This is a genomic window from Actinopolymorpha pittospori, from assembly GCF_014873875.1.
In the GTDB taxonomy this organism is placed as follows: Bacteria; Actinomycetota; Actinomycetes; order Propionibacteriales; family Actinopolymorphaceae; genus Actinopolymorpha; species Actinopolymorpha pittospori.
The window spans coordinates 6,567,082-6,592,467 of the sequence record NZ_JADBEM010000001.1 but is presented as its reverse complement, the minus strand read 5'-3'; the positions used below and the strand labels follow the sequence as shown (position 1 = coordinate 6,592,467).

The 25,386-nt window shown below is 71.6% G+C and carries 24 protein-coding genes and 1 other RNA gene; 10 read left to right on the top strand and 15 right to left on the bottom strand.

The features are described from left to right. Nucleotides 1–59: 59 nt before the first annotated feature. From rpmI to HEB94_RS30735, 3 genes are all read right to left on the bottom strand, one after another. Nucleotides 60–254, bottom strand: a complete 195-nt coding sequence (gene rpmI, locus HEB94_RS30745; RefSeq protein ID WP_192753110.1) for a 50S ribosomal protein L35 — start codon at nucleotides 252–254, stop codon at nucleotides 60–62. A gap of 138 nt (nucleotides 255–392) precedes the next feature. After that, complete coding sequence (infC, locus tag HEB94_RS30740) at nucleotides 393–1,016, bottom strand: translation initiation factor IF-3 (RefSeq protein ID WP_420481607.1); 624 nt, start codon at nucleotides 1,014–1,016, stop codon at nucleotides 393–395. Nucleotides 1,017–1,363: 347 nt separating this feature from the next. Beyond that, the gene (locus HEB94_RS30735; RefSeq protein ID WP_192753109.1) at nucleotides 1,364–2,347 is read right to left on the bottom strand and encodes a CE1 family esterase; all 984 of its coding nucleotides are present in this window, start codon (nucleotides 2,345–2,347) and stop codon (nucleotides 1,364–1,366) included. Between the two features lie 134 nt (nucleotides 2,348–2,481). Here HEB94_RS30735 and HEB94_RS30730 point away from each other — a divergent pair, with 134 nt between their 5' ends. Beyond that, nucleotides 2,482–3,105 (top strand): uridine kinase family protein, encoded by a 624-nt coding sequence (locus HEB94_RS30730; protein ID WP_337918063.1) that lies wholly within the window; start codon nucleotides 2,482–2,484, stop codon nucleotides 3,103–3,105. 43 nt (nucleotides 3,106–3,148) lie between these two features. On the opposite strand, the gene HEB94_RS30725 is transcribed toward HEB94_RS30730, so the two are convergent. From HEB94_RS30725 to HEB94_RS30715, 3 genes are all read right to left on the bottom strand, one after another. Continuing rightward, nucleotides 3,149–4,387 carry a CaiB/BaiF CoA transferase family protein gene (locus HEB94_RS30725; RefSeq protein ID WP_192753108.1) on the bottom strand — a complete coding sequence of 413 codons (1,239 nt, stop codon included), beginning with the start codon at nucleotides 4,385–4,387 and terminating at the stop codon, nucleotides 3,149–3,151. A 174-nt stretch (nucleotides 4,388–4,561) separates the two neighbouring features. Next, nucleotides 4,562–4,964: RNase P RNA component class A (gene rnpB / locus HEB94_RS30720), an RNA gene on the bottom strand. A gap of 81 nt (nucleotides 4,965–5,045) precedes the next feature. Next, nucleotides 5,046–6,482, bottom strand: coding sequence for an RNB domain-containing ribonuclease (locus HEB94_RS30715; protein ID WP_337918062.1), 1,437 nt, complete (start codon nucleotides 6,480–6,482; stop codon nucleotides 5,046–5,048). Between the two features lie 284 nt (nucleotides 6,483–6,766). Between HEB94_RS30715 and HEB94_RS30710 the strand changes: the two genes are divergently transcribed. Both HEB94_RS30710 and HEB94_RS30705 read left to right on the top strand, forming a co-directional pair. Continuing rightward, nucleotides 6,767–8,056, top strand: coding sequence for an SLC13 family permease (locus HEB94_RS30710; RefSeq protein ID WP_192753107.1), 1,290 nt, complete (start codon nucleotides 6,767–6,769; stop codon nucleotides 8,054–8,056). A gap of 56 nt (nucleotides 8,057–8,112) precedes the next feature. Beyond that, nucleotides 8,113–8,652, top strand: a complete 540-nt coding sequence (locus HEB94_RS30705) for an adenine nucleotide alpha hydrolase family protein (protein ID WP_192753106.1) — start codon at nucleotides 8,113–8,115, stop codon at nucleotides 8,650–8,652. A 23-nt stretch (nucleotides 8,653–8,675) separates the two neighbouring features. Here HEB94_RS30705 and HEB94_RS30700 read toward each other — a convergent pair whose 3' ends face one another. The 8 genes from HEB94_RS30700 to HEB94_RS30665 all read right to left on the bottom strand — a co-directional run bounded on the left by HEB94_RS30700 (nucleotide 8,676) and on the right by HEB94_RS30665 (nucleotide 16,966). Beyond that, nucleotides 8,676–9,893: a bifunctional RNase H/acid phosphatase gene (locus HEB94_RS30700; protein ID WP_202896647.1), complete on the bottom strand. Its 1,218-nt coding sequence runs from the start codon at nucleotides 9,891–9,893 to the stop codon at nucleotides 8,676–8,678. Continuing rightward, complete coding sequence (locus HEB94_RS30695) at nucleotides 9,890–10,609, bottom strand: zinc ribbon domain-containing protein (protein WP_238361681.1); 720 nt, start codon at nucleotides 10,607–10,609, stop codon at nucleotides 9,890–9,892. Before HEB94_RS30695 ends, HEB94_RS30700 begins: the two co-directional genes overlap by 4 nt. A gap of 20 nt (nucleotides 10,610–10,629) precedes the next feature. Beyond that, entirely contained in the window at nucleotides 10,630–11,484 is an 855-nt protein-coding gene (locus tag HEB94_RS30690) for a Nif3-like dinuclear metal center hexameric protein (RefSeq protein ID WP_337918061.1), read from the bottom strand. Between the two features lie 35 nt (nucleotides 11,485–11,519). Continuing rightward, a complete protein-coding gene (locus tag HEB94_RS30685) occupies nucleotides 11,520–12,686 on the bottom strand; it encodes a glucuronyl esterase domain-containing protein (RefSeq protein ID WP_192753105.1) in 1,167 nt (388 codons plus the stop codon). 53 nt (nucleotides 12,687–12,739) lie between these two features. Continuing rightward, nucleotides 12,740–13,999 carry a lactate racemase domain-containing protein gene (locus tag HEB94_RS30680; RefSeq protein ID WP_337918060.1) on the bottom strand — a complete coding sequence of 420 codons (1,260 nt, stop codon included), beginning with the start codon at nucleotides 13,997–13,999 and terminating at the stop codon, nucleotides 12,740–12,742. Between the two features lie 66 nt (nucleotides 14,000–14,065). Next, nucleotides 14,066–14,923: a sugar phosphate isomerase/epimerase family protein gene (locus HEB94_RS49605; RefSeq protein WP_238361680.1), complete on the bottom strand. Its 858-nt coding sequence runs from the start codon at nucleotides 14,921–14,923 to the stop codon at nucleotides 14,066–14,068. After that, nucleotides 14,920–16,011, bottom strand: a complete 1,092-nt coding sequence (locus tag HEB94_RS49600; RefSeq protein ID WP_202896646.1) for a Gfo/Idh/MocA family protein — start codon at nucleotides 16,009–16,011, stop codon at nucleotides 14,920–14,922. The genes HEB94_RS49605 and HEB94_RS49600 overlap by 4 nt, the downstream gene beginning before the upstream one ends. Nucleotides 16,012–16,138: 127 nt before the next feature. Continuing rightward, nucleotides 16,139–16,966, bottom strand: coding sequence for a sugar phosphate isomerase/epimerase family protein (locus tag HEB94_RS30665; RefSeq protein WP_192753103.1), 828 nt, complete (start codon nucleotides 16,964–16,966; stop codon nucleotides 16,139–16,141). Nucleotides 16,967–17,201: 235 nt separating this feature from the next. Here HEB94_RS30665 and HEB94_RS30660 point away from each other — a divergent pair, with 235 nt between their 5' ends. The 7 genes from HEB94_RS30660 to HEB94_RS30630 all read left to right on the top strand — a co-directional run bounded on the left by HEB94_RS30660 (nucleotide 17,202) and on the right by HEB94_RS30630 (nucleotide 24,044). Then, nucleotides 17,202–18,314 carry a LacI family DNA-binding transcriptional regulator gene (locus tag HEB94_RS30660; RefSeq protein WP_337918059.1) on the top strand — a complete coding sequence of 371 codons (1,113 nt, stop codon included), beginning with the start codon at nucleotides 17,202–17,204 and terminating at the stop codon, nucleotides 18,312–18,314. Nucleotides 18,315–18,416: 102 nt separating this feature from the next. Next, the gene (locus HEB94_RS30655; protein WP_192753101.1) at nucleotides 18,417–19,229 is read left to right on the top strand and encodes a sugar phosphate isomerase/epimerase family protein; all 813 of its coding nucleotides are present in this window, start codon (nucleotides 18,417–18,419) and stop codon (nucleotides 19,227–19,229) included. Between the two features lie 12 nt (nucleotides 19,230–19,241). Continuing rightward, on the top strand, nucleotides 19,242–20,150 hold the full coding sequence (locus HEB94_RS30650; protein ID WP_192753100.1) for a VOC family protein: 909 nt from the start codon (nucleotides 19,242–19,244) through the stop codon (nucleotides 20,148–20,150). Then, nucleotides 20,147–21,562 (top strand): glucuronate isomerase, encoded by a 1,416-nt coding sequence (gene uxaC, locus HEB94_RS30645; RefSeq protein ID WP_192753099.1) that lies wholly within the window; start codon nucleotides 20,147–20,149, stop codon nucleotides 21,560–21,562. Before HEB94_RS30650 ends, uxaC begins: the two co-directional genes overlap by 4 nt. Continuing rightward, the gene (locus HEB94_RS30640) at nucleotides 21,559–22,932 is read left to right on the top strand and encodes a mannitol dehydrogenase family protein (RefSeq protein WP_192753098.1); all 1,374 of its coding nucleotides are present in this window, start codon (nucleotides 21,559–21,561) and stop codon (nucleotides 22,930–22,932) included. The genes uxaC and HEB94_RS30640 overlap by 4 nt, the downstream gene beginning before the upstream one ends. A gap of 246 nt (nucleotides 22,933–23,178) precedes the next feature. Continuing rightward, complete coding sequence (locus HEB94_RS30635) at nucleotides 23,179–23,379, top strand: hypothetical protein (protein ID WP_192753097.1); 201 nt, start codon at nucleotides 23,179–23,181, stop codon at nucleotides 23,377–23,379. Further along, entirely contained in the window at nucleotides 23,379–24,044 is a 666-nt protein-coding gene (locus tag HEB94_RS30630; RefSeq protein ID WP_192753096.1) for a hypothetical protein, read from the top strand. Before HEB94_RS30635 ends, HEB94_RS30630 begins: the two co-directional genes overlap by 1 nt. A 96-nt stretch (nucleotides 24,045–24,140) precedes the next feature. On the opposite strand, the gene HEB94_RS30625 is transcribed toward HEB94_RS30630, so the two are convergent. Further along, nucleotides 24,141–25,283 carry a Gfo/Idh/MocA family protein gene (locus HEB94_RS30625; protein ID WP_192753095.1) on the bottom strand — a complete coding sequence of 381 codons (1,143 nt, stop codon included), beginning with the start codon at nucleotides 25,281–25,283 and terminating at the stop codon, nucleotides 24,141–24,143. Nucleotides 25,284–25,386: the final 103 nt, after the last annotated feature.

Genomic DNA, 25,386 nt, shown 5'->3' with positions numbered 1-25,386 from the left:
TCGGGACCTGGGGGCATGGTCCCCGGCGTACCGGGGGCCGGTGGGGCAACTGGCGGGACTCAGATCCCGAGCAGCTTCTTGGCCTTCTTGCCGTCGGAGGCGAGGAGCTCGGAGGGAGCGGCCAGGAAACGAGCGCGCTTCGACGACTTCTTCTCCATGATGTGGCCGCGGTTCGCCTTCTTGTGGATGATCTTTCCGGTCCCGCTGACCTTGAAGCGCTTCTTGGCCCCGCTGTGGGTCTTCATCTTCGGCATAGTCGTCCCTTGGTTCGACCGTTCAAGGCGCACGGCGCACGCCTGACGTCTTTGTGTGTGCTACTCGACAGCGACATGCGCTGCCCACCCCGCGCCGGGGCAGTCTGCCACGCGGCGCTGAGTCGTTGAACGCCCGCGTTATTCGGCGTCAGCGGTCTGCGGCAAGCGCTCCTCCCGCTGCACCTGCGGAGAGCGCCCGGCACGGTCGGCTTCCCGATCCGCCTCCCGCTCGGCCGCCCGCTTGGCCTTGTCGGCCTCGACGTCGGCACGTGCCTCCGACTTCCGCTTGTGCGGCGTCACCACCATGATCATGTTGCGGCCGTCCTGGCGTGGCTGGGACTCCACGAACCCGAGGTCCGCGATGTCCTCCGCCAGCCGCTGCAGCAGTCGGAAGCCCAGCTCGGGGCGGGACTGCTCGCGACCACGGAACATGATCGTGATCTTGACCTTGTCGCCCTGCCGAAGGAACCGTACGACGTGACCCTTCTTGGTCTCGTAGTCGTGCGGGTCGATCTTCGGACGGAGCTTCATTTCCTTGATGACCGTCTGGGCCTGGTTGCGTCGGGATTCCCGGGCCTTCTGCGCGGTCTCGTACTTGAACTTCCCAAAATCCATCAGCTTGCAGACCGGCGGCCGAGCCGTCGGGGCGACCTCGACCAGGTCGAGGTCGGCCTCCTGTGCGAGGCGGAGCGCATCCTCGATGCGCACGATGCCGACCTGCTCGCCGTTCGGTCCTACGAGCCGAACCTCGGGAACGCGGATCCGCTCGTTGACGCGAAGTTCTGTGGCGATGGCTACCCTCCTGTGTGGAACGACGTCTGCGTCAGGTGCCCGCTGGTGCGGACACCTCCACCTGAACGTTAGGACGCGAAAAAGGCTTCCGCGCCTACGTCCGCGGAAGCCATCATCCGGTGTGGGGCACCGCCCGCGCTGAGCGGGTACCTCACGGGCCCCATCGGCGCTCCGCGCCTTCGGGGCCGGCCGGACCCGACGATCTTGGCGATCGGTGCGGGTGGGAGATGGACCTCCGCTTGGGGACCCGGCCAGGTACGCGTCGCACCGTGCCAGGTCGGCCGAACGCCTAGGTTACCAGGCGTGCTCACCTGGGGCTACCGAGTGGCCTCGTGTCCCGCCGCGTGGTGGGGCGTGGACGCCGGCAGGGCGAGCCTCGAGAGGAACTCCCAACCGACCTCAGCGGCATCCAGGCCGCACTGGCCCCCGGTGGGCCAGACGTGCCCACAGGGATGGGTGCGGATCTCCACCACCGAGCCCGGCGCGCTCGCCCGCACCCGGGCCGGAAGTCCGGAAACGGGAGAAAATGTCACCCCGAGCCAGCCGACCCGGCCGCCGGCGTACGGCACCACGGCATCGACCGTTCCGTGGATCTCCAGGTAGTGGATCGGCGCTCCGCCGGCGCACCGGCCGACGAGCTGACCGGCGACACCGACGCCCGCCGCGAAGACGTGGGGGCGCTCGCACAGAGCACGCAGCGTCATCATGGCGCCGTTGGAGAAGCCGGTGAGATAGACCCGGCGCGGGTCGACGTCAGGGATCCGGCGGCGTACGTCGGCCGCCACCGAGACCAGGTAGCCCACGTCGTCGGCGTCGCGGGACTGGCTCCAGCCGCAGCAACTGCCGGCGTTCCAGGAGCGGTCCGCGCCGATGCCGTAGGCGACGACGAACCCGAGTCGCGCGGCGCGTTCCTCGAACCTTCCGACGGTCCGCAGTCGCTGCCAGGTGCCCCCGAAGGAGTGCAGCACGATGAGCAGCGGTCGGCTCGCGCCCGGACGTGGCCGTGCCTGGTCGGGCAGCACGTAGACGCGACCACTCCTGAGCCGCACCTCCTCCGGGCCAAGCGGCAGGTCGGACGGCGTGGGACGGCTCGGCTCCGCTCCCGGCAGCGGCTGCTCGTTCGGGTCGCCCGCGCCGGCGGGCGACACACCGGCGGTGGGCAGCCCCGGTGAGGCCGCCGCGTGGTGGCGGGGGTTCGCGCTGCTCCAGGGTCCGCAGCCCATCACCGCCGTCAGCGCCGTCGCCGCCGTCACGACCATCGCGACCCGGAGGCTGACGCGGGAGCGTCGAGGGGACGGCATGGCGCGAACCCTAACGGCTGGACGAACCCACTGGGCGGAACCGCAGCGCGCTCCGCTCACGCTCGGGCCAGTTTCGACGCTGTCGAACCGGAGGAGTGCGGTCCCGCGAATGCCTCAGGCCCTACCCTGCTGGCGTGTCGTCCCCCCTTCACTCCCCCGACGAGCGGGCCAGCATGACCTTCGCCGACCTGGCCGAACGGATCCACGCCCTGCCGCCTCGGCTCGGACCGGTCCGACTGGTGTGCGTCGACGGACCGACGTGTTCGGGCAAGACGACGCTCGCGGGCCGGCTCGCCGCCGCGTTGGGTGGTGCACCGACCATCCGCATGGACGACCTCTACGACGGCTGGGACGGACTCGAGGCCGGGACCGAGCGACTCCGGGACTGGGTGCTCGACCCCGTTCGCGCCGGCCGTCCGGGCAGGTACCGGCGCTACGACTGGATCCGCGGCGAGTACGCGGAGTGGCACGAGGTGCCGCTCGCGCCCGTGCTGGTGGTCGAGGGCGTGGGCTCCGCGAGCCGGGTGGTCGACCGGTCCGCCGCGCTCATCCTGTGGGTGGAGGCACCTGAAGAAGTGCGGTACGCCCGAGGCGTGACGCGCGACCAGGGCGGCTTCGGTCCCTACTGGGCGGCATGGGCGCGCGCCGAGGCCGCCCACTTCGCCCAGCAGGACACCAGGGCGCGCGCCGACGTGCACGTCGACGGCGCCCCGGACCAGACGTACGACGCCCAGGCGGAGTTCGTGCTCAGCGGGTAAGCCGGCGCGCTCGCCGCTCGCGGCTCCCCACCCCATGAGGTGGTCACGCGGGATCGGCCCGCACGCTCCCGTCGAGGTGATCGAGCCGGTCCCGCTCGTCCAGCCCGTCCCGCTCGTCCAGTCGGTCCAGCCAGGCGAGGACCTCCGCGGTGTGCTGGCCGAGGGTCGGCGGAGCGAGGTTGGTCTCCCGACCCCCGGCGTAGCTCTGGTCGTCCAGCCGGATCGGCGGGCCGGGGATGCTGATCCGTCCAAGCGACGCGTGGTCCACGTCGACGACCAGTCCCTGCGAACGTGTCTGCTCCCAGGCGTAGACCTGGTCGAGCGTCTTCACCTCACCGGCCGGTACGCCGATCTCCGCGAGCCGGCTGAGCAGTTCGGCGACGGGCCAGGGCGCGAACGCCGCCTCGACCGCGGCGATCACCCGCTCCATCGCCCGGACCCGGTCGGCGTTGGACGCGAACCCCGGCTCGTCGAGCGGTAGTCCGAACTCCGCCGCGAACCGGCGCCAGAGCCCTTCGCTGCCCACCGAGATCTGGACCAGGCCGTCGACGCAGTGGAAGGTGCCGTACGGACAGATCGAGGGATGGTGGTTGCCCTGGGCGCGCGGCACCTCGCCGGCGACGGTGTGGCGGGTGCCCTGGTACGCGTGGACTCCCACGATCGCGGCGAGCAGGGACGTCCGGACCGTGCGGCCCCGCCCGGTCGTGTTCCGCTCGTGCAGGGCGGCCACCGCACCGTAGGCGCCGTACATCCCGGCCAGCAGGTCGGCGATCGGTACGCCCAGCTTGGTCGGCTCGTCCGGTCCCGCGCCGGTCAGGGACATCAGGCCGCCCTCGCCCTGGGCGATCTGGTCGTAACCCGCGCGCATGCCCTCCGGGCCGTCGTGCCCGAACCCGGTGATGGACAGCACCACCAGCCGTGGGTTGAGCTCCGCGAGTGTCTCCTGGGAGAAGCCGAGCCGGTCCAGGACGCCGGGGCGGAAGTTCTCCACCAGGACGTCGGCCCGCGCGAGCAACCGGCCGAGCTGCTGCCGCCCGTCCGGCCTCTTCAGGTCGAGGACGACAGACTCCTTGTTCCGGTTGCAGGACAGGAAGTACGTCGCCTCGGGAGCCTCGTCGGGACCGACGAACGGTGGACCCCAGCCGCGGGAGTCGTCACCGCCGTCGGGATGCTCCACTTTGATGACCCGGGCACCCATGTCGCCGAGCATCATCGCCGCGTGTGGCCCGGCGAGCGCCCGGGACAGGTCGACGACCACGACGTCCGACAACGGTCCAGCCATACGGTGTCCTCCGGGTCATAGCGGTGGGAGTGATCGAACCAGAACCCGCACCCGGGGACGTACCCCGCCCGCCCGGGCGGCGCGAGCGGCCTTCCCGGGAAGCACATCATCGCGTCCGGTCTCGCACGAAGGGCTTGGCATCAACTGGCCACCGGACCGGCGACGCGAGCGGATCGGACGAGTCGGCCTGTAAGCCGGATTCTGTGGTCGGCGGCCATCCCTCTCGGGTCGCCGTTGCCGACGACCTCTAGCGGCCTACCCGCAGACTCGGGCGGGCAGCCCTCGAACGTCTGCGCGGGACCAGTACCCGAAGGCACCGGACCCTTCTTGGCCTTGCTCCGGGTGGGGTTTACCAAGCCGCCCGGGTCGCCCCGGGCGCTGGTGGTCTCTTACACCACCGTTTCACCCTTACCCGCATCCTCGACTCTGGGAGCCGAGGACCGCTGGCGGTCTGTTTTCTGTGGCACTGTCCCGCGGGTCACCCCGGGTGGGTGTTACCCACCACCTTGCCCTGCGGAGTCCGGACTTTCCTCGACGAGACGCACGGAGCGCTCGACGCGGCCGCCCGGCCGACTCGTCCGCGACCAGCGTAGTACGTGGCCGTTGGTGGCCCTGTCTCGACGCCGAGCGACAACCGGCTCGGGCCGCGACCGCCAGCTCAGGCGAGCTCGAAGCGCACCTTCCGGCGCTGGACGTCGGCCTCGACGAGTCGAAGCTGGACCCGCTCACCCAGTGGCAGGTCCTTACCGGCGATGCTCGCCTCGACCGCCGGGTCCTGCAACTGCACGGTGCCCTTCGCCGCGCGCTCGTCGACCTCGGTGACGACGCCGGTGAACTGGGCGCCGACGTGCCCCTGCAACAGCGCGGCCTCGACCAGGTTGACGATCGCACGCTCGTACTGGTGGGCGCGGCGGTCGGCCTCGGACATCTCCTTGGGGACGGCGTTGAGCGCGAGCCGGACCCACTCCGGAACCTCCCGGTCGGCGCACAGCGCGACACAGGTCTCCGCGGCGTACCGGTCGACCAGGCGCCGCAGCGGCGCGGTCACGTGGGCGTACTCCGAGGCGAGGGCCGCGTGGAACGGCTGGTCCGGCACACCACCGTCGAAGGCCGTGTAGCCCGCTCCGCGCAGCATGACCGTGGAGCCGGCCAGCAGGGCCGCGTGCGACGGGCGGGTCGGGTCGAGGGTGCGGATGAAGGCGGCGTACGACGTGTCCTCGGGCCAGGGAACCGACAGCGCCTGCGCCGAGCGGCGCAGGCGCGCGAGGTCACGCGGATCGGCCGGCGGAAGCGTGCGCAGGACGCCGATCTCGCCGTGGAGCATCAGGTGGGCCGCGGCCATGCCGCACATCAGCGACATCTGAGCGTTCCAGCGCTCGATCGCCAGGGGGGCGCGGAACTTCAGGGTCCAGCCCGATCCGTCCTGGACGACCTCCTGCTCCGGGGTCGGCAGGTCGACGCCGCCCCGGTCGTGCTCGCGGTCCTCGCGCAGCCGCCCGACCTCGCGGAGGAGGAGTATCTGCTCGGAGGCGGTGCCGCCGTCGATCGAGCGCTGCACCTCGTGGTAGCCGAGCTTCGCCCGGCTGCGCACCATCGCCCGGCGTACCTCGACGGCCACGCCCTCGCCCACGGAGTCCAGGTCCATCGTCCACAGCAGGGCGGGTCGGTCGGCACCGGGCAGCAGGCTCGCGGCGCCCTCGCAGAGGGTTTCCGGGTGGAGCGGGATGCGCCGGTCGGGGGCGTACAGCGTCACTCCGCGGCGATGGGCCTCCTGGTCGAGCGGTCCACCGGGCGCCACGAACGCAGCGACGTCGGCGATCGCGTAGTGGACGCGATAGCCGCCGCGCCGGCGTTCGATGTGCAGGGCCTGGTCGAGGTCGCGGGAGTCGACCGGGTCGATGGTCGCGAACGGCAGGTCGGTCCGATCGATCCGTTCGCCCCCGACCGCGAAGCTCTCCGCCGCGACCCGATGGGCGGCCTCGGCCACCGGCGCGGGAAACCCGTTGGGCAGGTCGAGCTCGGCACGGATCCGCACAAATCCGGCGCGAACGTCGGCGCCGTCAGCCGCGGCCAGTCGGATCTGACGTCGGAGCACGGCCAAAGCCTCGAATATCCGCCGGAGGACCGCAAGTGCCGGCTCACCCTGAGGACCGGAACGGCGGTGTCTCCGTCGTCGGTTGGGTGGGTTCGGCGTGGGTTCGGCGCGGGTCGGCGGCCCGGGTCGGCGGCTGGGTCAGCGGTTGGGTGGGTTCGCCGCGGTCGTGGGCGGGGGGCTGGAGGCCGACCTCACGGCGTTCGGGAGGGATCCGCGCGGATCGACGTGGGGCGGACCCTAGGCTCGGTGGCCGTGAGCATCTCGACGGCACCGTGGTCAGCGCGGTGAGCTGGCACGAGGCCGTCGCCATCGTGGCGCTGGTGGGTGTGCTCGCCTTCGCGGTCGCCCGTCCCCGCAACTATCCGGAGGCGGTCGCGGCGGTGCCCGCGGCGGCGCTCGTCCTGGTCACCGGCGGCATCGGTCTGGACCAGGCCTGGCGCCAGATCACCGACCTGCTGCCGGTGGTGGTCTTCTTGATGGCGATCCTGGTGATCGCCGACGCGTGTGACGCCGAGGGTCTCTTCACCTCCCTCGGCGGCCTCCTGAACACGACCGCACGCGGCCACCCGCGCCGCCTGCTCACCTGGGTCTTCGTGGTCGCCTCGCTCACCACCGCGGTCCTCAGCCTGGACGCGACGGTCGTGCTCCTCACCCCGGTCGTGGTCGCGTCCGCGCTGCGGGCCCGGGTCTCGCCGCGCCCGCACGTCTACGCGTGTACGCACCTCGCCAACAGCGCGTCGCTGCTGCTGCCGGTCTCCAACCTCACGAACCTGCTGGCGCTGTCCACCTCGGGCCTGTCGTTCCTGTCGTTCGCGGGTCTCATGCTGGTGCCGTGGCTCGCGGTGATCGTGGTGGAGTACGCCGTCTTCCGCCGTTTCTTCGCCGGCGACCTGCGCGAGCAGGCATCCGCGGCAGCCCCGGACAGGCCGGGCGAGGGCGGCCGGCCGGAGGCGGATACGCCGACCCGGGAGCGGCTTCCCGTCGTCGCGTTGGTCGTCGTCGGGCTGGTGCTGGCCGGGTTCGCGGTGGCGCAGCCGTTCGGACTGGAGCCGGTCTGGTTCGCCGTCGCGGGGGCCGTCGTCCTCTCCGGAGACGGCCTGCGCCGGCGGCGCCTCACCCCGCGCCGGGTCGGCCGGGCCGTGAGCCTGGACTTCGCGTTGTTCGTCCTCGGCCTCGGCGTCGTCGTGAGTGCGGTCGCCGCCGGTGGTCTCGGCCGGGCGGTGGACACGATCCTGCCTTCGGGGACGTCGTTCCTGGCCCTCCTCGGCGTCGCGGCCGTCGCGGCCCTGCTCGCGAACCTCGTCAACAACCTCCCGGCGATGCTGTTGTTGCTGCCGCTGCTCGGCGCGGGGGGACCCGGTCCGGTCCTCGCCGCCCTGATCGGGGTGAACGTCGGACCCAACCTCACCTACGTCGGCTCGCTCGCCACCCTGTTGTGGCGGCGGACCCTGCGCCAGCGAGGCATCGATCCGGCCCTGCGGGAGTTCCTGTCGCTCGGCGCCCTGACCGTTCCGGTCACCCTCGTCGTCGCGGTCGTGGCACTCTGGGGTTCACTCGCCGTCGTTGGTCCCTGAGCGCCCGTGCGGCGTCCGCCGGCGCCGGCGCGGGGACCGTACCGGAGGCAACCGCGATGACCGTGCTCGTCTGGGTCGCCGAGAACACCTGGGAGGCGTGCGTCACCGCCGGGACGGAGGCCGCCCAGCCCGGGGAGAAGATCCTGCTCGCCCACGTCACTCCGGCACAGTTGCACGGAGCCGCCGAGGGCGCGTTCGGCGCGTTGTTCGGGCGGCGGCGCTACGGGCAGGATCCGGCGGACCTGATCGACCATCTCGCCACCCAGAGTGCCCGCGAACTCCTGGCCGCGGCCGCCGAGCGGATCGGAACCCGATCCGGGCCGGTGGCGACCGTCGGACTCCGTGGCCACGTGGAGCGCGAGGTCGTCCACCTCGCCGCGGACGCCCGACTCCTGGTCTGTGCGCGCGACGGCGACCTGGGTCGCCTCGGCCCACCGAGCCTCGGCCCGGCCACGAGGTTCGTCGTCGACCACGCGCCCTGCGCCGTCCTGTTGGTGTGGCCGGCGCAGGCGCCGGGTGTCGAGACCCTGCCACCACCGCCCGGCCACCATCGGCCGCATCCACCGGGTGGAGACCATCCACCCCCGCCGCGCTAGCGACCCGGACGCGCGCCGGCGATCTAGGAGTCGGACGGGACGACGCCGAAGGAGCGCAGCGCCGCGAGCCCGTCGGCGTACCACTGCAGTTCGGTCGCGGACCCGGGCGGCAACTCCATCCGGAAGACCGTCCGCGTCGGTACGTCCAGCGCCATGCAGGTGAGCAGCTTGATCGGGGTGACGTGGGTGACGACCACGACCGACCGGCCGGCGTAGTTCCGGATGAGCCGGTCACGGGCCGAGCGGACCCGCCGCAGGACATCGTCGAACGACTCGCCGTTCGGCGGGGCCACCGCGGTCGAGGCGAGCCAGGCGTCCATCTGCGCCGGCCAGCGGTCCCGTACCTCGGCGAAGGTGAGACCGTCCCAGTCACCGAACGCGGTCTCCGCGAATCCGGGTTCGACGGTCACCGGAAGGCCCAGGGCCTCAGCCACGAAGGCAGCGGTCTCGCGTGTACGCCGAAGCGGCGAACTCACCACCGCGGCGATCTCCGACCGGTCCGCGCGTGCCGCCACCAGGGCCGCCGCGGCCTGCGCCTGCGCACGTCCTCGCTCGGTCAGGGAGACGTCCTCTCCCCCGGTGCCGCTGAAGCGCTTCGCCACCGAACGGACCGTCTCGCCGTGCCGCACCAGCAACAACGTCGTCGCGCTGCCCGTGGCGTCACCCCATCCGAGCAGCGGGCGGGGCTCCTCCTCCGAGGTGGCCCGGGTGACATCCTCCGGCGAGACCGATCCCGGTTGCCCTGATCCCGGCGTCCCTGAGTCCGCACCGTCTGCCGAGGCCACGCCGGTGATCGCCCAGACCGGGTCGCCTCCGTCGAGGACCTTGTTGAGCAGTGCGTCGGCCGCCTTGTTGCGTTCGCGTGGCACCCACGTCCACACGGTGTCCGGCGGTGCGATCTCGCGCGCCTCCAACGCGAGGCGCCGCATGTCGGCGTGCTTCACCTTCCAGCGACCGGCCATCTGCTCGACGACCAGTTTGCTGTCCATCCGAACCTCGACGGCAGCGCCCTGGTCGATCTCACGGGTGAGCCGGAGCCCGGCGATCAGGCCGCGATACTCGGCGACGTTGTTGGTGGCGGTGCCGATGGGCTCCGCCGCCTCGGCGAGCACCGCACCCGAGCCAGGGTCGCGGACCAGTGCGCCGAACGCGGCCGGGCCGGGGTTGCCACGTGAACCTCCGTCAGCCTCGACGACCAGCCGGCGTCGGTTGGCGTCTGCCTGGTGCCCGATCGCGCTCAAACGCCCGGCTCCAGGGTGCGGACCAGGATCCGACCGCACTCCTCACAGCGCAGCACGGTGTCGTCGGGCGTGGAGGCGATCTTGGTGAGATAGCTGGCGTCGAGTTCCATCCGGCAGCCCTCGCACCGCCGTTGGTGTAGCGCTGCCGCTCCCACACCACCGAACTGGGCGCGCAGCTTCTCGTACAGCGTCAGCAGGGTGTCGGTCACCCCGGCCGCGGTGTCGGCGCGTTCGCGGCGGATCTGGTCGGACTCCGCGTCGATTCCCGCGAACGCCGCGTCGCGGGACCGGTCGACCTCGGCGAGGCGTTCCTCGAGCGCGGTGTACTGGCCGCGGAGCTCGTCGTGGCGTGCGGCCGCCGTCTCGAGGCGTTCCATCACGTCGAGCTCGACGTCCTCTAGGTCGGACTGGCGCCGGGTGAGCGACTCGATCTCGTGCGAGAGGCTCTCCAGCTCCTTGGGCGAGCCCACCTGGCCCGCCTGCAGGCGCTGTTCGTCGCGGGTACGACGGCTGCGGACCTGCTCGACGTCGGCCTCGGCCTTGCGCTGCTCGCGGGTGAGGTCGGTCACCTGCGTCTCCGCCGTGATCATGTCGGATTCCAGCTGCTTGCGCTCAACGCGCAAGCGCTCGCTCTCGGCGATCTCGGGGATCGTGCGGCGGCGGTGAGCCAGCTGGTCGAGTCGCAGGTCGAGCGCCTGGACGTCGAGCAGCCGCATCTGAATGAAGGGGTCGGCGTTCAGTGGGATTTCCCTCCCTGGTCACGCCGGGCCTCACTGGGAACGTGGCTCGCCCAGGGGTCCGTGCAAATCGTGGAGACGCGGGTCTCCACCGTAGTGCCCCGCGTAGTGAGCAGCTGCGCCAACCGGGCGGCCGCGTCGGGGAGCCAGAGCCACTCGCTGGCCCAGTGGGACACGTCGAGCAGCGCGGGGGCGTCCAGGTGCTGCCCCGCCTCCGACGCCGGATGGTGCCGCAGGTCGGCGGTGACGTACGCGTCGACGCCGGCGGCTCGTACGGCGTCAAGGTAGGAGTCGCCCGCGCCCCCGCACACGGCGACGGTCTGGATCACCCGGGCGGGATCACCGGCGACCCGGACGCCGTGCGCGGTCTCCGGCAGCGCCACCGCCACCCGTTCGCGGAACTCCCGCAGCGGCTCGGGTCGTGGCAGAACGCCGATCCGGCCGACGCCGAGCCAGGGCGTGTCCGGGAGCGGGTCGAGGGGACGCAGGTCGGTCAGGCCGAGCGCCGCGGCCAGCGCGTCGGACACGCCCGGATCGGCCGCGTCGGCGTTGGTGTGGCACACCTGCAGGGCGACGCCCTCGCGGACGAGCGTGTGGGCGACCCGGCCCTTCGGCGTCGTCGCGGCGACACCGTGCACACCACGCAGGAAGAGCGGATGGTGGGCGACGATCAGCTGGGCCTTGACCTCGAGGGCCTCCGCGACCACCTCGCGGACGGGATCGACGGCGAACAACACGCGTTCGACCGGCGCGTCCGGGTCGCCGCAGACCAGGCCGACGGCGTCCCAGTCAGCAGCCCACCGTGGGTCGTACAACTCGTCGAGGGCCTCGACCACCTGCCCAAGCGTCGCCACCTGGCCACCCTAGCGAGGAGAGCGGGTCGCGGGGATCAGGGACGCCCGAGGTGGCGGTCGGCGGCATCGGCGAACCGCTCCCAGTCATAGCCGGTGAGTGCGTGCCCGCCCGGCCGGATGTGGTAGCCGAGCCGACTGGGTACGGGCTCCGACAGGGCCGGCTGCTCGGTCGCCGCGAGTCCCTCGACCCCGAGGAGGTGGTAGACGGGACTCGCGTACCGGCCGCCGAGGAACTCACCGTACGGGTCGGCCCAGCCGTCGTCCTGCGCGCTCGCGATGTAGACGGGCCGCGGCGCGACCAGCGCGACCAACTGGTGCTGGTCGATCGGGAGCGCCTCCTCGCGGTTGGCGTACGTCGCGAACGTCGGGCAGAACCAGTGCGGGAAGCGCCCGGTGATGGCCTCGACCGTCTCTCCGACCCGGCGCCGGGAGAGCGCCACTCCCCCGCAGCCGGAGTTGTTGGACACGGCCATCGCGAAGCGCTGGTCCTGGGCGGCGGCCCACATCGCCGCCTTGCCGAGCCGGGAGTGGCCCACGACGACGACCCGGTTCGGGTCCACCCGAGGGTTTTCGAGCAGGTGGTCCAGGATTCGGCTGAGTCCCCACGCCCACGCGCCGACGGCGCCCCACTCCTGCGGGCCGGGCCGGGTCTGCCCCGCGGCGTAGAACAACGGGTGGACGCCGTTGCCGAAGTCGTCGACGTCGGGATCGACGTCCTCGTAGCACGCGGTGGCGACGCCGTAGCCACGCTCGATCATGGCCGCCAGTGGCCAGGCCTTCGCGGGGAGGTCGGCGCCGTCCGTCGGGCCGGCCTCGACCGCGTGGTTGCCGCGGAAGTTCAGGGCCAGGAACACCGGGGCCGGTCCGGACGCGGCGTTCGGCAGGTGGACGAGCACGTCGACCGTGGTGCTGGAGCCGTCCGGCCCGAACGACAGCCGGACCACCTGCCGGGTCGCCCGTCCCGAGAGGGCGTCCTCGCTGACCTCGACCACCTGCGTGCGTACCTCGACCGGCGTGGACGGCGTGCGCCCGAACATCTGCCGCTCGAAGAGGTCGAGGAGTTCGGGGCGGCGACGTTCCCACCACTGCTCCGGCGTCCGGACGGGCGTACCGTCCTCGCACACCAGTGGGTCGGGCAGTCCGCCCGGCACCGAGAGGTCTGCCTCCGGTACGTCCAGCCGGCCCGTCACGATTCCCGTCACGACCGCCCCTCTCCGTCGCGTCGTCGCACAGTGCGTTGCGTTCGGTCGAACGTTCAACCCCGCAGCCGGAACAACACCTCGCCGGCGTTCGGTACGACCAGGGTGTCCGGGTCGCGCGCCCACTCCTCCTCGTCGACCAGGTCGGGGTCGAGGTACTCCAGCCCGAGGGCGCGGGTGCGTGCCTCGTCCAGGCCGGTCGCGAGAGTCACCGTGATCCGGCAGCGTTCGCCGTGCTCCGGGTCGTACGTACCGGCCCCGCGGACGTGGGTGGAATGGGCGATCACCGACCTCGAGACGTCACTGAACCGCTCCCACTGACCGGTGAAGTAGTCGCGGCAGTGGTAGCCGATCTTCTCGATCAGGGCGCCGTGGGTGCGGCTCACCTCGTCGACGTGCGGTGCGTAGAGGACGACCTCGCCGCCGTCCGCCACGATCGGCTCCACCTTGTACATGCCCTTCGACGCCGTCCACATCTCGTCGTAGCGGTCGGAGACGAGGGACAGCACCCGGCGCACCGGGCGGTCGAGGTAGCGCACGTGGGTCTGCGCCGACACCTGTGCCGACGCCGCCCACGCCTCCTCCGGCGTGCCGAACGCGACCGCGTGCAGATCCTTCGTCCCCGAGCCGACGACGAGCGCGAAGCACAGGCGCTCGGCCGGGATGAGCGCGGCGGCCCGGTCGATCACGGCGCGGACGGGCGTCACCCCCGGCGTACCGATGATCTCGACGTTGCTGATCAGCGCCCCGAGCCAGTGCGAGAGGTCGATGATCTCCCGACCGGCCACGCCGGGGAAGAAGTACTTGTTGCCGCCGGAGAAGCCGACGACCTCGTGCGGGAACACCGGACCGAGGACCAGGACGACGTCGTGCTCGACGACGTGGCGGTTGACCCGCACCACGACCGGCTCCTCGAACCGTCCCTGGGTCAGCTCGGCGATCTCCTCGGCCGGGATCTCACCCAGGGAGACCAGTGCCTCCGGCACCCACCACTCGTGGTTGGCCACCACGGTGTCGGGATAGGTCTGCGCGAGCCGACCCTCGGCGTAGCCGAGGTGGGTGGCCAGCGCGGCCTCGTCCATCGCCGGGTGGGTACCCAGCGCGACGAGGACGGTCAGCCGGCTGACCCGGCCGTGCACAGCCGCGTGCACGGCCGCGAGCAGCTCGGGTAGCGGACAACTGCGCGTCGAGTCGGGGACGACGACGCACAGGCTCCGGCCGTCCAGCGGAACGTCCGAGAGACTCTCGAGAACGAAGCGCCGGGCCTGCTCCGCGGTGACGGTGCGGCCCGGCCCTCCGATGAGGTCAGCGCTCACTGTGCTCCTCAGTGCTCCTCGGCCAGAGATCCGGCCAGGAGGCTGGCCGGACCGTCTGACCGGGAACTAGCTGGTGATCTCCTTCAGGTACGCAAGATTGTCGCGCACCCGGTCCTCCAGCGGGACCTCCGTGGAGAAGTCCTCGACCGACACCCAGCCCGTGTAGCCGTGCTCGCGCAGCGCCGCGAACAGCTTGGGCAGGTTGCCGAACCCGTGTCGCATCGGCGCCCAGGCCCACTCCCAGTCGGTGCGGTTGGCGCCCTCGACCGGCTTGGCCACCGGCGCGGCGTTCTTCACGTGCACGTGCGCGAGGTACTCACCGAGGATCTCGAAACTCCACGCGTCGAACTCGTATCCCTCGCGGAGCATGTTGCCGATGTCGTGGATGACACCGACGTACCTCGGGTCGAAGCCCTCCACGAACCTCGCCGCCGAGGAGGCGCTGGAGGTGAGGGACTGGTGGTGCAGCTCGATCAGGGCCTTCACGCCGTACTGCTCGGCGAGTTCGGCGACCCGGTGGTACTCCTTGCGGCGCTGAGCGAACGCCGCGTTGTAGCCCTCCGGTCCAGGCTTGCCGACCGTCACCCGCATCTGCTTCACACCGAGGGCGGCCGCTCCCCGCATGAGGCGCTCGACGTCCTCGATCTCGTGGGAGCGCGCGTAGGCACCGAGCGAGGGCATGCCGAGGCCGGCCTTCTCGGTGATCTCCTTGATCCGGGGAACGTCGTCCTCGAACGTCGCGAGCGGCCAGGTGCACTTGTTGCCCGTCCAGAAGCTGCCCGCGCCCGCGGGCGGCTGCTGGTCGACGACGCGCCACTCGATGCCGTCCCAGCCCTGCTCGGCGAGCTTCCCGACCGCCTCCTCCGGGGTCCATTCGGGAAGGCTCGCGGTGAACACGGCGAACTTCAACCCCGCGGAACTCATGAGGTCAGCTCCTTGATCTTGACCGGGCTCTGGGTGCGTGCGGACTCGTAGATCCCGCGGATGAGCGCCAGGGTCTGCGTCCCCTCGGCCACCGTGACCAGCGGCGAACGGCCCTGCTCGACCGCGTCGAGGAAGTCCCCGAACTGCGTCGTGTGCGACGTCGCGGTCAGTCCCGCGACCGTCGGCTCGTCCTTCTTCTCCTCCTTCGCGGCATAGCCGGCCGCGGCGAGCGCCGCCTCGGCCTGGTTGGCCGAACCGCCCGCGCCGTAGGCGTAGTCCTCGGAGCTGTCGCCGGCGGAGTGGAAGTAGACGAGCTTGTTGTGGTCGATCACCGCGGAGCCCTGGTCACCGTGGACGTGGACCTTCGTGGTGAGACCCGGGTAGGCGGCGGTCGTGCCGTGCACCACGCCGAGCGCGCCGTTGGCGAAGCGGACGGTGGCCACCGCGGTGTCCTCCACCTCGATCCGCTCGTGGGCGAGGAGGTCGGCCCAGGCGTAGACCTCGACCGGCTCGCCGAGGAACCACGTCATCAGGTCGATGGTGTGGATGCCCTGGTTCATCAGGGCGCCGCCGCCGTCGAGCTCCCACGTGCCGCGCCAGTCACCGGAGTCGTAGTAGCCCTGGCTGCGCCACCACGACATGATCGCGTTGCCGGAGGTGAGCCGACCGAACTTCCCGGCCCGCACCGCCTTGTGCACGATCTGGCTGGCCGGGTCGTAACGGTGCTGGCTCACGACCATCGCCGTACGGTCCGAGCGCTTCTCCGCCTCGGCGACCCGGCGGGCCGCCTCGAGGTTGATGTCGAGCGGCTTCTCGATGATGACGTGCTTACCGGCGTCGAGCGCCGCGACGGCCCCGTCGGCGTGCCGGCCACTCGGGGTGGCGATGGTCACGACGTCCACGTCGGAACGCTCCAGCACCTCCTCGATCGAGGTCGCCGCGTCGACACCGTGCTTGGTGGCGAGCTCGTGTGCCCGTTCGGGGATGATGTCGGCCACCACGGCCAACTCCGCCCGCGGGCTCAAGGACTGGATGGTCTGGGCGTGGGTGCGACCGATCACCCCGGCGCCGATCACTCCGAATCGCATCAATACCCCTTACTGTCGCGCTCGCTGGGTAGCGGTACCTGGTCTCGCGCGTCCGGTCCTTCGCGAGGTAACCGGCCGGACTCCGGGTGGATCGAAACGCGGCCCGGGTGGTCCGGACCGGGAACGCTCAGTGGTAGGCGATGCCCTCGGCGTCGAGTAGGCCGGTGAAGGCACGGGTCGCCTTGCCGAACAGGTCGACGCCGGAGAAGCCACCGGACTCCCCCATGTAGGCGAGGTGCGGCTCCATCGAGAAGAAGCTGTCGAAACCGTCGTCCCGCAGCGCGCGGATCGTCTCCGGGATCTCACCGTCGCCCTCGCCCGCCGGAACGACCTGACCCTCCGCGCGGCGCGCGTCCTTGATCTGGAGGTAGTCGATGTAGGGACGCAGGCTCGCGAACCCGTCGGTGAACGGCGCAACGTCGCACAGGACGAAGTTGGCCGGGTCCCAGACCAGCCGCAGCTTCTCCGAGCCGACGGACTCCACGATGTCGAGGCAGCGCGAGGGCACATCGCCGTAGATCTTGCGCTCGTTCTCGTGGGCGAGAACGACGTCCTGGTCACCGACGCGGGCCGCGAGGGCGGACAGCCGGCGCAGCACCTCGTCGCGGTGCTTGGCCGGGTCGTCGCCGTCGGGAATCCAGAAGGAGAAGATCCGGATGTAGGGCGACTCCAGCTCGCGGGCGACCCACAGGGCCCGGTCGAAACGCGCGAGGTGCTCGTCGAAGTCGTCGTGGACACCCACCTTGCCGATAGGCGAGCCGATCGCGGACACGCCGATGCCGTACTGCGCGAGAAGGCGCTTCAGTTCGGCGATCTGCACGTCACTCAGGTCGAGGACGTTGGTTCCCCAGGCGCTGCGGAACTCGACGTAGCGGATGCCGAGTTCGTTCAGGGTCTGGAACTGCGTGTGAGGGTCGGGATCGATCTCGTCGGCGAATCCGGAGAGGGTCCACATCCTGGCGTCGCGCTCCTTGTTTGTCGTCTGCCGGTCGGATCGGTGCGCCCACGCGGCGACGGACACACGACCGGTTGTGGCAACTATGGCAACCGGTTGCCAAAGTTTGTCAAGAGGGGTGACACTGAGCCGTCCGACAACGGCTGCGTCGCGGCGTGGCGACTCCAGCACACCGAGCAACGCAGGACGGGCGACATGACGACGCATGGCGGCCGCGACGCGGAGGAGGGAGACCGTGCCGACCCGCGACCGTGACCGAGCACAGCGAGCCGAGCCGGCCGGCGACTCTCCCGATCCAGGTCGAACGCCGACGATCCACGACGTCGCGGCGCGCTGCGGCGTCGCCGCGTCCACGGTGTCGCGAGCCTTCTCCCGGCCCGAGCGCGTCAACCCCGCGACCAGGCAGCGGATCCTGTCCATCGCCGCTCAGATGGGCTACCACCCCAACCCGATCGCGCGGGCCCTGCCCTCCGGCCGGACCCGGACGCTCGGCCTGCTCGTCCCCGACATCACCAACCCGTTCTTCCTGGACCTGATCCGGGGCGCCGAACGCGCCGCGGCCACCGCCGGCTACACGCTGGTCCTCGCCGACACCGAGGAGACCAGCCAGCAGGAGACGACGGTGGTCGACCGGCTCACCGGCGCCGTCGACGGTTTCGTGCTGGCGTCGTCCCGCCTCTCCGACGCGCGGCTGCGGGAGGTGTACGCCAAGACGCGGCTGGTGGTGGTCAACCGGCGGGTGCGACCGGTGCCTGGTGTTCTCATCGACAGCGCGACCGGGACCAGGCAGGCCGCCGAACACCTGGCGTCCCTCGGTCACCGGCGGATCGCCTACCTCGCCGGCCCACGCGCCTCGTGGTCGGACGCCCGCCGGTGGCGGACCCTGCAGGCCGTCGCCCGGCAGCGCGACCTCAGTGTCGTTCGGATCGGACCGCTGGCGCCGACCGTGGAGGCCGGCGTGGCCGCGGCGGACGCGGTCGTGCTGAACGACGTGACCGCCGTGGTGACCTTCAACGACCTGCTGGCCATCGGCGTGCTGCGCCGGCTGCGCGCCCGCGGCGTCGACGTACCCGGCCAGGTCAGCGTGGTCGGCTGCGACGACATCTTCGGCGCCGACTTCTGCCACCCGCCGCTCACCACCCTGACGGCGCCGATCGAGTCGGCCGGCAGGTCCGCGGTCGACCTGCTGCTCAGCCTGTTCGACGGCGACGAACCCGGGGCGCCGCCGCGGCAGGACGTCGTCCTGCCGACCAGACTCACCATCCGCGACAGCACCGCCGTCGCCCCCACGACCGGACCCGACCGATCAGCGCAGGACCGGGCGGGGCCGGTCAGCGCCGCGCACTGACCGCAGACAGTCCACCCCGACCGCACCGCAGTACCCGTCCACAGCTCAGCCCTCGTCCGCCGGACCATCGAGTCCGCCGGAACCCACGCGGAGGTCTTCGTGATGAAACTCAGCTTCAGCACGCTCGGCTGCCCCAAGTACACCCTCGACCAGGTGATCTCCACCGCCACCGACAGCGGCTACGACGGCGTCGAGCTGCGGTTCCTGCGCGGCGAGGTCGGCCTGCACGACCTCGAGGAGTTCTCCCCCACCGGGATCAAGCAGACCCGGGCGAAGCTCGAGCAGGCCGGCATCGAGGTGGCCTGCCTCGACACGAGCGTCCGGTTCACCTCCCCCGACCCGGAGGAGCGGGCGCAGCAGCTCGAGTCCGCCCGCACCTACGCCCGGCTCGCGGCCGAGCTCGGATCCCGCTACATCCGCGTCTTCGGCGGTACCGTCCCCGACTCCGGCCCCGAGCGCGAGGCGACCACCAGGCGGATCGCCGAAGGACTCGCCGAGGCGGCCGCCGCGACCAGGAGCGAGGGCGTGACCGCGGTCCTCGAGACCCACGACAGCTTCTGCACCTCCGTCCAGGTCGCCGAACTCCTGGCGTACGCGCCGAACGACGACCTCGCCATCCTGTGGGACGTCCTGCACTCCTACCGCAACGGCGAGGCCCTCGAGGACACCTGGAACGCCCTCGGCGACCGGATCAAGCACGTCCACCTCAAGGACTCCGCCGCCTACTCGCCCACCTCCTTCGACTTCCGGTTGACCGGCGAGGGGACGATGCCGATCCGGGAGTTCGTGTCGCTGCTCCAGCGCGAGGGGTACGACGGCTACCTGAGCTTTGAGTGGGAGAAGGCCTGGCACCCCGAGATCGAGGAGCCCGAGGTCGCGATCCCGCAGTACGCCACCTACATGCGCGCGCTCTGAGACGCGGCCGCCATGCTCTACGAGCTCAACCACGCGGGTGTGCGCATCCGTGACCTCGACGCGAGTCTCGCGTTCTACAGCGGGCTGCTCGGTGCGAAGGTGGTGAGCGAGGCCTTCATTCCGGCCTCGCGCACCGACTGCGTCTACATCCAGATCGCGGGCGGCATGATCGAGCTGCTCCGCCCCGCCGACCCACCGGCCGGATCGACGTTCGGTCTGGACCACGTGGCGTTCATGACCGACGACCTGGACGCCGAACACGAACGCCTGGCCGGCGCCGGCTTCGCGTTCTCCGTGACGCCCAAGGTGGCCGGAACCGGCCGCGGTCGGCTGGCGTTCCTCTCCGACCCGAGCGGCGTGCGGGTCGAGCTGCTCCAGCGCGAGGAGGAGTTCCGCGTACCGGCGATCAGCGACGGCCTCGTGCGCTCACTCGACCACCTCTCGGTCGCCTCCGATGACCTCGCCGCCTCCGAGGCCTTCTACGGTGGCCAACTCGGGATGAGCCCGCTCACCACCCTCGCGGACTACGACGAGGAGGTGACCCGCTCCTACTTCCACTTCGGCATCGACACGCTGGAGCTGCACCACCCGGCCACCCCGGACCCGGGCCTGCCCCGGATCCGGCACATCGGCCTGCGCGTCGACGACGTCGAGGAGACCAGCGAGCGGCTGCGCGCGGCGGGCGTCCAGATCGAGCCGGGACACCCGAAGGCCGCCGGCGACGGCATCGGAGGGTGGTGCGCGGTCCGCGACCCCGACGACGTCCTGGTCCTCTTCGTCGACCGGCCGGACCTTCGTGACCTGCCCACGACGGGTCGCGACGACCTAGCCAGCATCGACCGCCCTCGCGGCGGAACCCACGACAGCGACGCGCCGAACGGCGCCGCGCAGAACCCAGACCCAGGAGAAGGGATCGGATGAGCGACATCGAGCTCCACCCCGACCGCTTGTTCCCGACCGACCCGACGGTGCGCTCCATCGCCCGGCGGCTCTACGACGAGGTGGCCGGACTGCCGATCATCTCCCCGCACGGGCACGTCGACCCGGCGATTCTGGCCGACGACGAGCCGTTCGGCGATCCCGCGAACCTTCTCGTCGTACCGGACCACTACGTCACCCGGCTGCTGCACGCCCACGGCGTGGGACTGGACCAGCTCGGCGTGCCGCCGGGAGCGCCCCGAAGCGACGTGGCACCGCGGGAGATCTGGCGTACGTTCTGCTCGCACTGGTGGGCGTTCCGCGGTACGCCGTCGCGCTACTGGCTGGAGGCGGAGCTCGTCGAGGTCTTCGGCATCCACCTGCGCCCCTCCGCCGAGACGGCGGACGCGATCTTCGACCAGCTCACCGAGCGGCTCGCGACACCGGAGTTCCGGCCGAGGGCACTGTACGAGCGGTTCGGTCTGGAGGTCATGGCGACCACCGACGACCCGTGCGACGACCTCGGTGCGCACCAGCGGCTCGCCGAGGACGCTTCGTGGAAGGGGCGGGTCGTCCCCACGTTCCGGCCGGACGCCTACCTCGAACCCGCGCGGGAGGACTGGGCGAGCAGGGTCGCCCGACTGGGTGAGGTCACCGGCGAGGACACCACCACCTACGCCGGCTACGTCGCCGCCCTGGAGCAGCGCCGTGCGTACTTCAAGCAGCACGGCGGCACCGCGACCGACCACGGGCACGCCGACGCCGGCAGCGAACCCCTGGAGTCCGCCGAGGCGGACCGGATCTTCGCCGCGGCGCTGAAGGGCGCCGCGACCCTCGAGGAGACGACGGCGTTCCGGCGCCACATGCTGACCGAGATGGCCCGGATGGCCTCCGAGGACGGCCTCGTCATGCAACTCCACCCGGGCGTCCTGCGCGACCACCACACCGCGACGTTCGAGGCGTTCGGCCGCGACGTCGGTTGCGACATCCCGGTCGTCACGGAGTACACCCGCGCACTGCGGCCCCTCCTGCAGCGCTACGGCACCCATCCGAACTTCCGGATGGTGCTCTTCACCGTCGACGAGGACGTGTTCTCCCGCGAGATCGCCCCGCTCGCCGGCTTCTACCCGTCGGTGTTCGTCGGCGCGCCCTGGTGGTTCATCGACACACCCGACGCGATCGGCAGGTTCCGCGCGGCGGTCACCGACACGGTGGGCTTCCACAAGACGGCGGGCTTCGTCGACGACACCCGCGCCTACTGCTCGATCCCGGTCCGCCACGACATGGCGCGCCGGCTCGACTGCGGGTTCCTCGCCCGGCTGGTCGCCGAACACCGGTTGCCCGAGGACGAGGCGGCGGAGACCGCCGCCGACCTCGCCTACCGGCTGCCGGCCTCGACCTTCCGCGTCGCATGAAGCCGCTGAGCAGGGCGAACGCGGGAGCCCCCGAACCCGCCCCGGTCCGCGTCGTCCACCTCGGGTTGGGCGCCTTCTTCCGGGCACACCAGGCGTGGTACACCCACCGGGCGAACGCCGAGGGTGGCGCGGAGCCAGCCGGCATCGCGGCGTTCACCGGCCGGCGTCCCGACGCGGCCCGTCCGATCAGCGACCAGGACGGGCTCTACCACGTCCTGGTCCGCGACCGCGAGGGCGACCAGACCGAACTCGTGACGAGCCTGTCCGGGGCGTACGACGGTGCCGACACCGCTCGCCGGCACGCCACCTTCGCGGCACCGGAGGTCGGCTCGGTCACCCTCACCGTGACCGAGGCGGGCTACCGTCGCGGCGCGGACGGCGGGCCCGACCTCGACGACCCGGCCCTGGCCGACGACCTCGTCCGGCTCCGGGCCGGCAACGCCGACGTCGCCACCGCGCCCGCGCGGCTGGTCAGTGGGCTGCTCGCCCGGCGCGCCGCGGAGGGGGGCCCGCTGGCCGTGGTCCCGTGCGACAACCTCGTCGACAACGGGCCGACGCTCGCCAAGGTGGTCGTCGGGCTCGCCGCGGCGGTCGACGAGGGCTTCGCCGACTGGGTGGAGCACAACGTCTCCTTCGTCTCCACCACGATCGACCGGATCACGCCGGCGACGACACCGGACGACCGCCAGGTCGTCGCCACCCTGACCGGCTTCGCCGACCAGGCGCCCGTGGTGACCGAGCCGTTCACCGAGTGGGTGCTCGCGGGTGAGTTCCCGGCCGGGCGACCGGAGTGGGAGCGCGGCGGGGCGCGGTTCGTCGACGACGTCAAGCCGTTCGAGCAGCGCAAGTTGTGGTTGCTCAACGGCGCGCACTCACTGCTCGCCTACGCCGGACCCACCCGGGGCCACACCACCGTGGCGGAGGCGATCGAGGATCCGATCTGCCGCGGCTGGGTGGACGCGTGGTGGGACGAGGCCGCCCGCCACCTGCCGCTCACGGCTGACGACATCGCGAAGTACCGGGCGGATCTGGTCGAGCGGTTCGCCAACCCCCGGATCCGGCACGCGCTCGCGCAGATCGCGATGGACGGCTCGCAGAAGCTGCCCATCCGCATCCTGCCGGTGCTCACGCGGGAGCGCGCCAACGGCGTACTTCCCGAGGGCGGCGTCCGCGCCCTCGCCGGCTGGCTCGCGCACCTGCGGAAGGGCAGTGACGTCCGCGACCCACGGGCCGCGGAGCTCACCGACCTCGCCGCGGGGTCCGTGCCGACGGCCGTACACCAGGTTCTCGCCCTGCTGGACCCGGCACTCGCCGACGACGCCGACCTGGTGACCGCAGTCGGCGCCACCCTGCGCGAACTCGAGGCCTGAAACTCGCGAGGACGGGGCTCGGCGATAGACGCCGAGCCCCGTCCTCGGGCACGGTCCGGGGAGGCGCGTCCGGCGGCGACCTGACCCACGGACTCCCGACATCGGACAAACGCGCACTTCACCAGCGGGGGTCGTGAAGGTCTCCACCTCGTCGATAATCACCGCATGTAATATTTGTGCCACACTCCGTCGGTATTGCCCTGGTCCCCGGTGATCCGCACTGTCATCGACCCAGGAGCCCGGCACATGACGTCCCTGCCACCCGTCGTCTTTCGGCCTCACCGCGCCTACCTCGGCACCTCCCACCCGGAGGTCGCCGTCCGCGCCGTCCCCGCGCCCCGGAAGAGCCCGTTACGCGACGACACCGTGCGGCCGACCGGGAACAGCCGTCCGCGGCAACAGCCGAGACGGACGGGCCAACAGATCGACGTCATCGGAGCCGCATGATGCCGACGAACCAGACCGCCACGAACCAGACCGCGACCTCCCGCCGGCGGCGCACCGACACGACCACGACGCGCCGGCGCCGCGCCAGCACGGCCGCGGCCACGCCCGGAGCACGGTCCACGACCAGCCCGGCCGCCCTCGACGAGGCGCCGACCACGGCCGAACGGACACCGCTCGACGCGAGCCCGCTCGACCCGGACACCACCGTCGACGAGACCGGTGCCCCCTCGCCTGACACGACGTCGAACGAGCCGGTCTCCCCGTCGTCCCCAGACGACACCGAGCCCGCCGACGACACCGAGCCCAGCGACGACACCGAGCCCGGCGACGACAGGGAGCCTGCCGACGACAGGGTGCGCGTCGACGACACTTCGAGGCACGCCGGGGCACTCGGCGAGGTAACGGACGTCCGGGCCGGCGCGACCGAGAGCGAGCGACTGACCCATCCGCATCGTCCCGGCCGGCGTGACGACCGCCTGACCCACCCGGCGGGGCGGCACCGGCTCCCGCAGTCGACGGTCCGGCCGCCCATGATCGCGTTGCTGTCCGGCGTCGTCTACCTCTTCACCGTCGGCCGGCTGCGCCAGTCCGCGCGGAGAGGCACGCGAGTCCGGCAGAGCATCCTCGCCCGGCCGCGCAAGGACGGCTGCGCCGACCACCGGTAGAAGGCTTTCCGGCCGGGGCATGGCCTCCACCGCGCCCCGGCCGGAAGGGTCGGACCCGACACACTCCGCTGGGAACGTCCGGCGGAGGACGTCGGGTCAGAACGTCGTGGCCAGATCCAGCGCCTGGCCGGTCCGCGACGACTCGACGACCTTCAGCATGATCTCCAGCGCGTGCCGTGCGTGCTCCGCGCTCAGGACCGGCCGCGCGCCCGTGCGTACGCAGTCGACGAGGTGGTCGACCACGACCGCCCGGTGCAGCGTGTCCAGCCGCCGCTGCCCGGCCTGGAGGTGGCGCCAACCGCGGGGGTCCACCCAGCCGTCCAGGCCCGGTGCGGCGTCCGCGCGGTAGAGCTCGATCGGCGAGTCTCCGCCGCCACCGTCCTTGATGTTGAGGGCGCCGCGTCGACCGAAGATCTCGATCTTGGGGCTCTTCGCCGCATGGACGTTGAACGTGCCGTCGACGACCGCGAACGTCGCTCCACCGAAGTCGAGCATGAAGAGCGTGTTGTCGTCGGCGGTGACGTCCATGACCGTGCCCTCGAACGGACCTCCGCGCACGACCCGGGTCGGCTCGGTGATGCCCGAGAACGCCACCACCCGCTCGGCCGGCCCGAGCAGCGCGGTGATCTCGTGGATGCCGTAGACGCCCATGTCGAGCAGCGGGCCGGAGCCCAGCTGGTAGAACCAGCTCGGGTCGGTCGGCCAGCCGAAGGGTCCGCCGCCGGGTCCGGCGTGCGAGCTGCGTACCCGCGCGAACGCCACCTTCCCGATGGCGTCCTGGTCGAGCAGCCGGCGCGCCTCCTGATAGGTCGGGAACAACGCGTCGGGCGGTGCGCACACCACGGTAAGTCCGGAGGCGGCTGCCGTCTCGATGATGGCGTCCGCGTCCTCCATCGTGCTGCCGAGCGGCTTCTCGGTGGCGAGGTGCTTGCCCGCACGCAGGATCTTCAGCGACGTCTCACCGTGGAAGGCGATCGGCGTCAGGTTGACCACGGCGTCGATGTCGGACTGCTCCAGCATCGCGTCGAGCGACGCGTACGTCTCGGGGATGGCGAACTCCTTGGCCACCTCCTTCGCGCGTTCCGCGACGGTGTCGGCGATCGCCACGACCGTCACCTTGTCGGCGATCGCCGGGAGGTTGGGGAGTACGCCGACCCTCGTGCTGGCGATCATCCCCGCACCCAGGACTCCGATCCTGAGCGGTTCGTGATGCGTGGTTCCGTCGTTCGCCTGCGCCATGCCGACCTCCGCACTCGTCGCGTCTCCGTGGTTCTCCGCCCAGGTATTCCAGCGCCGACGAGCCCGTCCGGTCGAGTCCGCGCCGATCCTGGCAACGCGAGCC

What these genes read in the sequence shown, in the direction of transcription:
- HEB94_RS30695 (WP_238361681.1), bottom strand. Translation starts at nt 10,609, where the DNA reads ATGCGGCTGCTCGACGTCCAGGCGCTCGACCTGCGACTCGACCAGCTG.
- HEB94_RS30640 (WP_192753098.1), top strand. Translation starts at nt 21,559, where the DNA reads ATGAAGCCGCTGAGCAGGGCGAACGCGGGAGCCCCCGAACCCGCCCCG.
- HEB94_RS30655 (WP_192753101.1), top strand. Translation starts at nt 18,417, where the DNA reads ATGAAACTCAGCTTCAGCACGCTCGGCTGCCCCAAGTACACCCTCGAC.
- HEB94_RS30625 (WP_192753095.1), bottom strand. Translation starts at nt 25,283, where the DNA reads ATGGCGCAGGCGAACGACGGAACCACGCATCACGAACCGCTCAGGATC.
- rpmI (WP_192753110.1), bottom strand. Translation starts at nt 254, where the DNA reads ATGCCGAAGATGAAGACCCACAGCGGGGCCAAGAAGCGCTTCAAGGTC.
- uxaC (WP_192753099.1), top strand. Translation starts at nt 20,147, where the DNA reads ATGAGCGACATCGAGCTCCACCCCGACCGCTTGTTCCCGACCGACCCG.
- HEB94_RS30635 (WP_192753097.1), top strand. Translation starts at nt 23,179, where the DNA reads ATGACGTCCCTGCCACCCGTCGTCTTTCGGCCTCACCGCGCCTACCTC.
- HEB94_RS30665 (WP_192753103.1), bottom strand. Translation starts at nt 16,966, where the DNA reads ATGTGGACCCTCTCCGGATTCGCCGACGAGATCGATCCCGACCCTCAC.
- HEB94_RS30735 (WP_192753109.1), bottom strand. Translation starts at nt 2,347, where the DNA reads ATGCCGTCCCCTCGACGCTCCCGCGTCAGCCTCCGGGTCGCGATGGTC.
- HEB94_RS30650 (WP_192753100.1), top strand. Translation starts at nt 19,242, where the DNA reads ATGCTCTACGAGCTCAACCACGCGGGTGTGCGCATCCGTGACCTCGAC.
- HEB94_RS30725 (WP_192753108.1), bottom strand. Translation starts at nt 4,387, where the DNA reads ATGGCTGGACCGTTGTCGGACGTCGTGGTCGTCGACCTGTCCCGGGCG.
- HEB94_RS49600 (WP_202896646.1), bottom strand. Translation starts at nt 16,011, where the DNA reads ATGCGATTCGGAGTGATCGGCGCCGGGGTGATCGGTCGCACCCACGCC.
- HEB94_RS30630 (WP_192753096.1), top strand. Translation starts at nt 23,379, where the DNA reads ATGCCGACGAACCAGACCGCCACGAACCAGACCGCGACCTCCCGCCGG.
- HEB94_RS30705 (WP_192753106.1), top strand. Translation starts at nt 8,113, where the DNA reads ATGACCGTGCTCGTCTGGGTCGCCGAGAACACCTGGGAGGCGTGCGTC.
- HEB94_RS49605 (WP_238361680.1), bottom strand. Translation starts at nt 14,923, where the DNA reads ATGAGTTCCGCGGGGTTGAAGTTCGCCGTGTTCACCGCGAGCCTTCCC.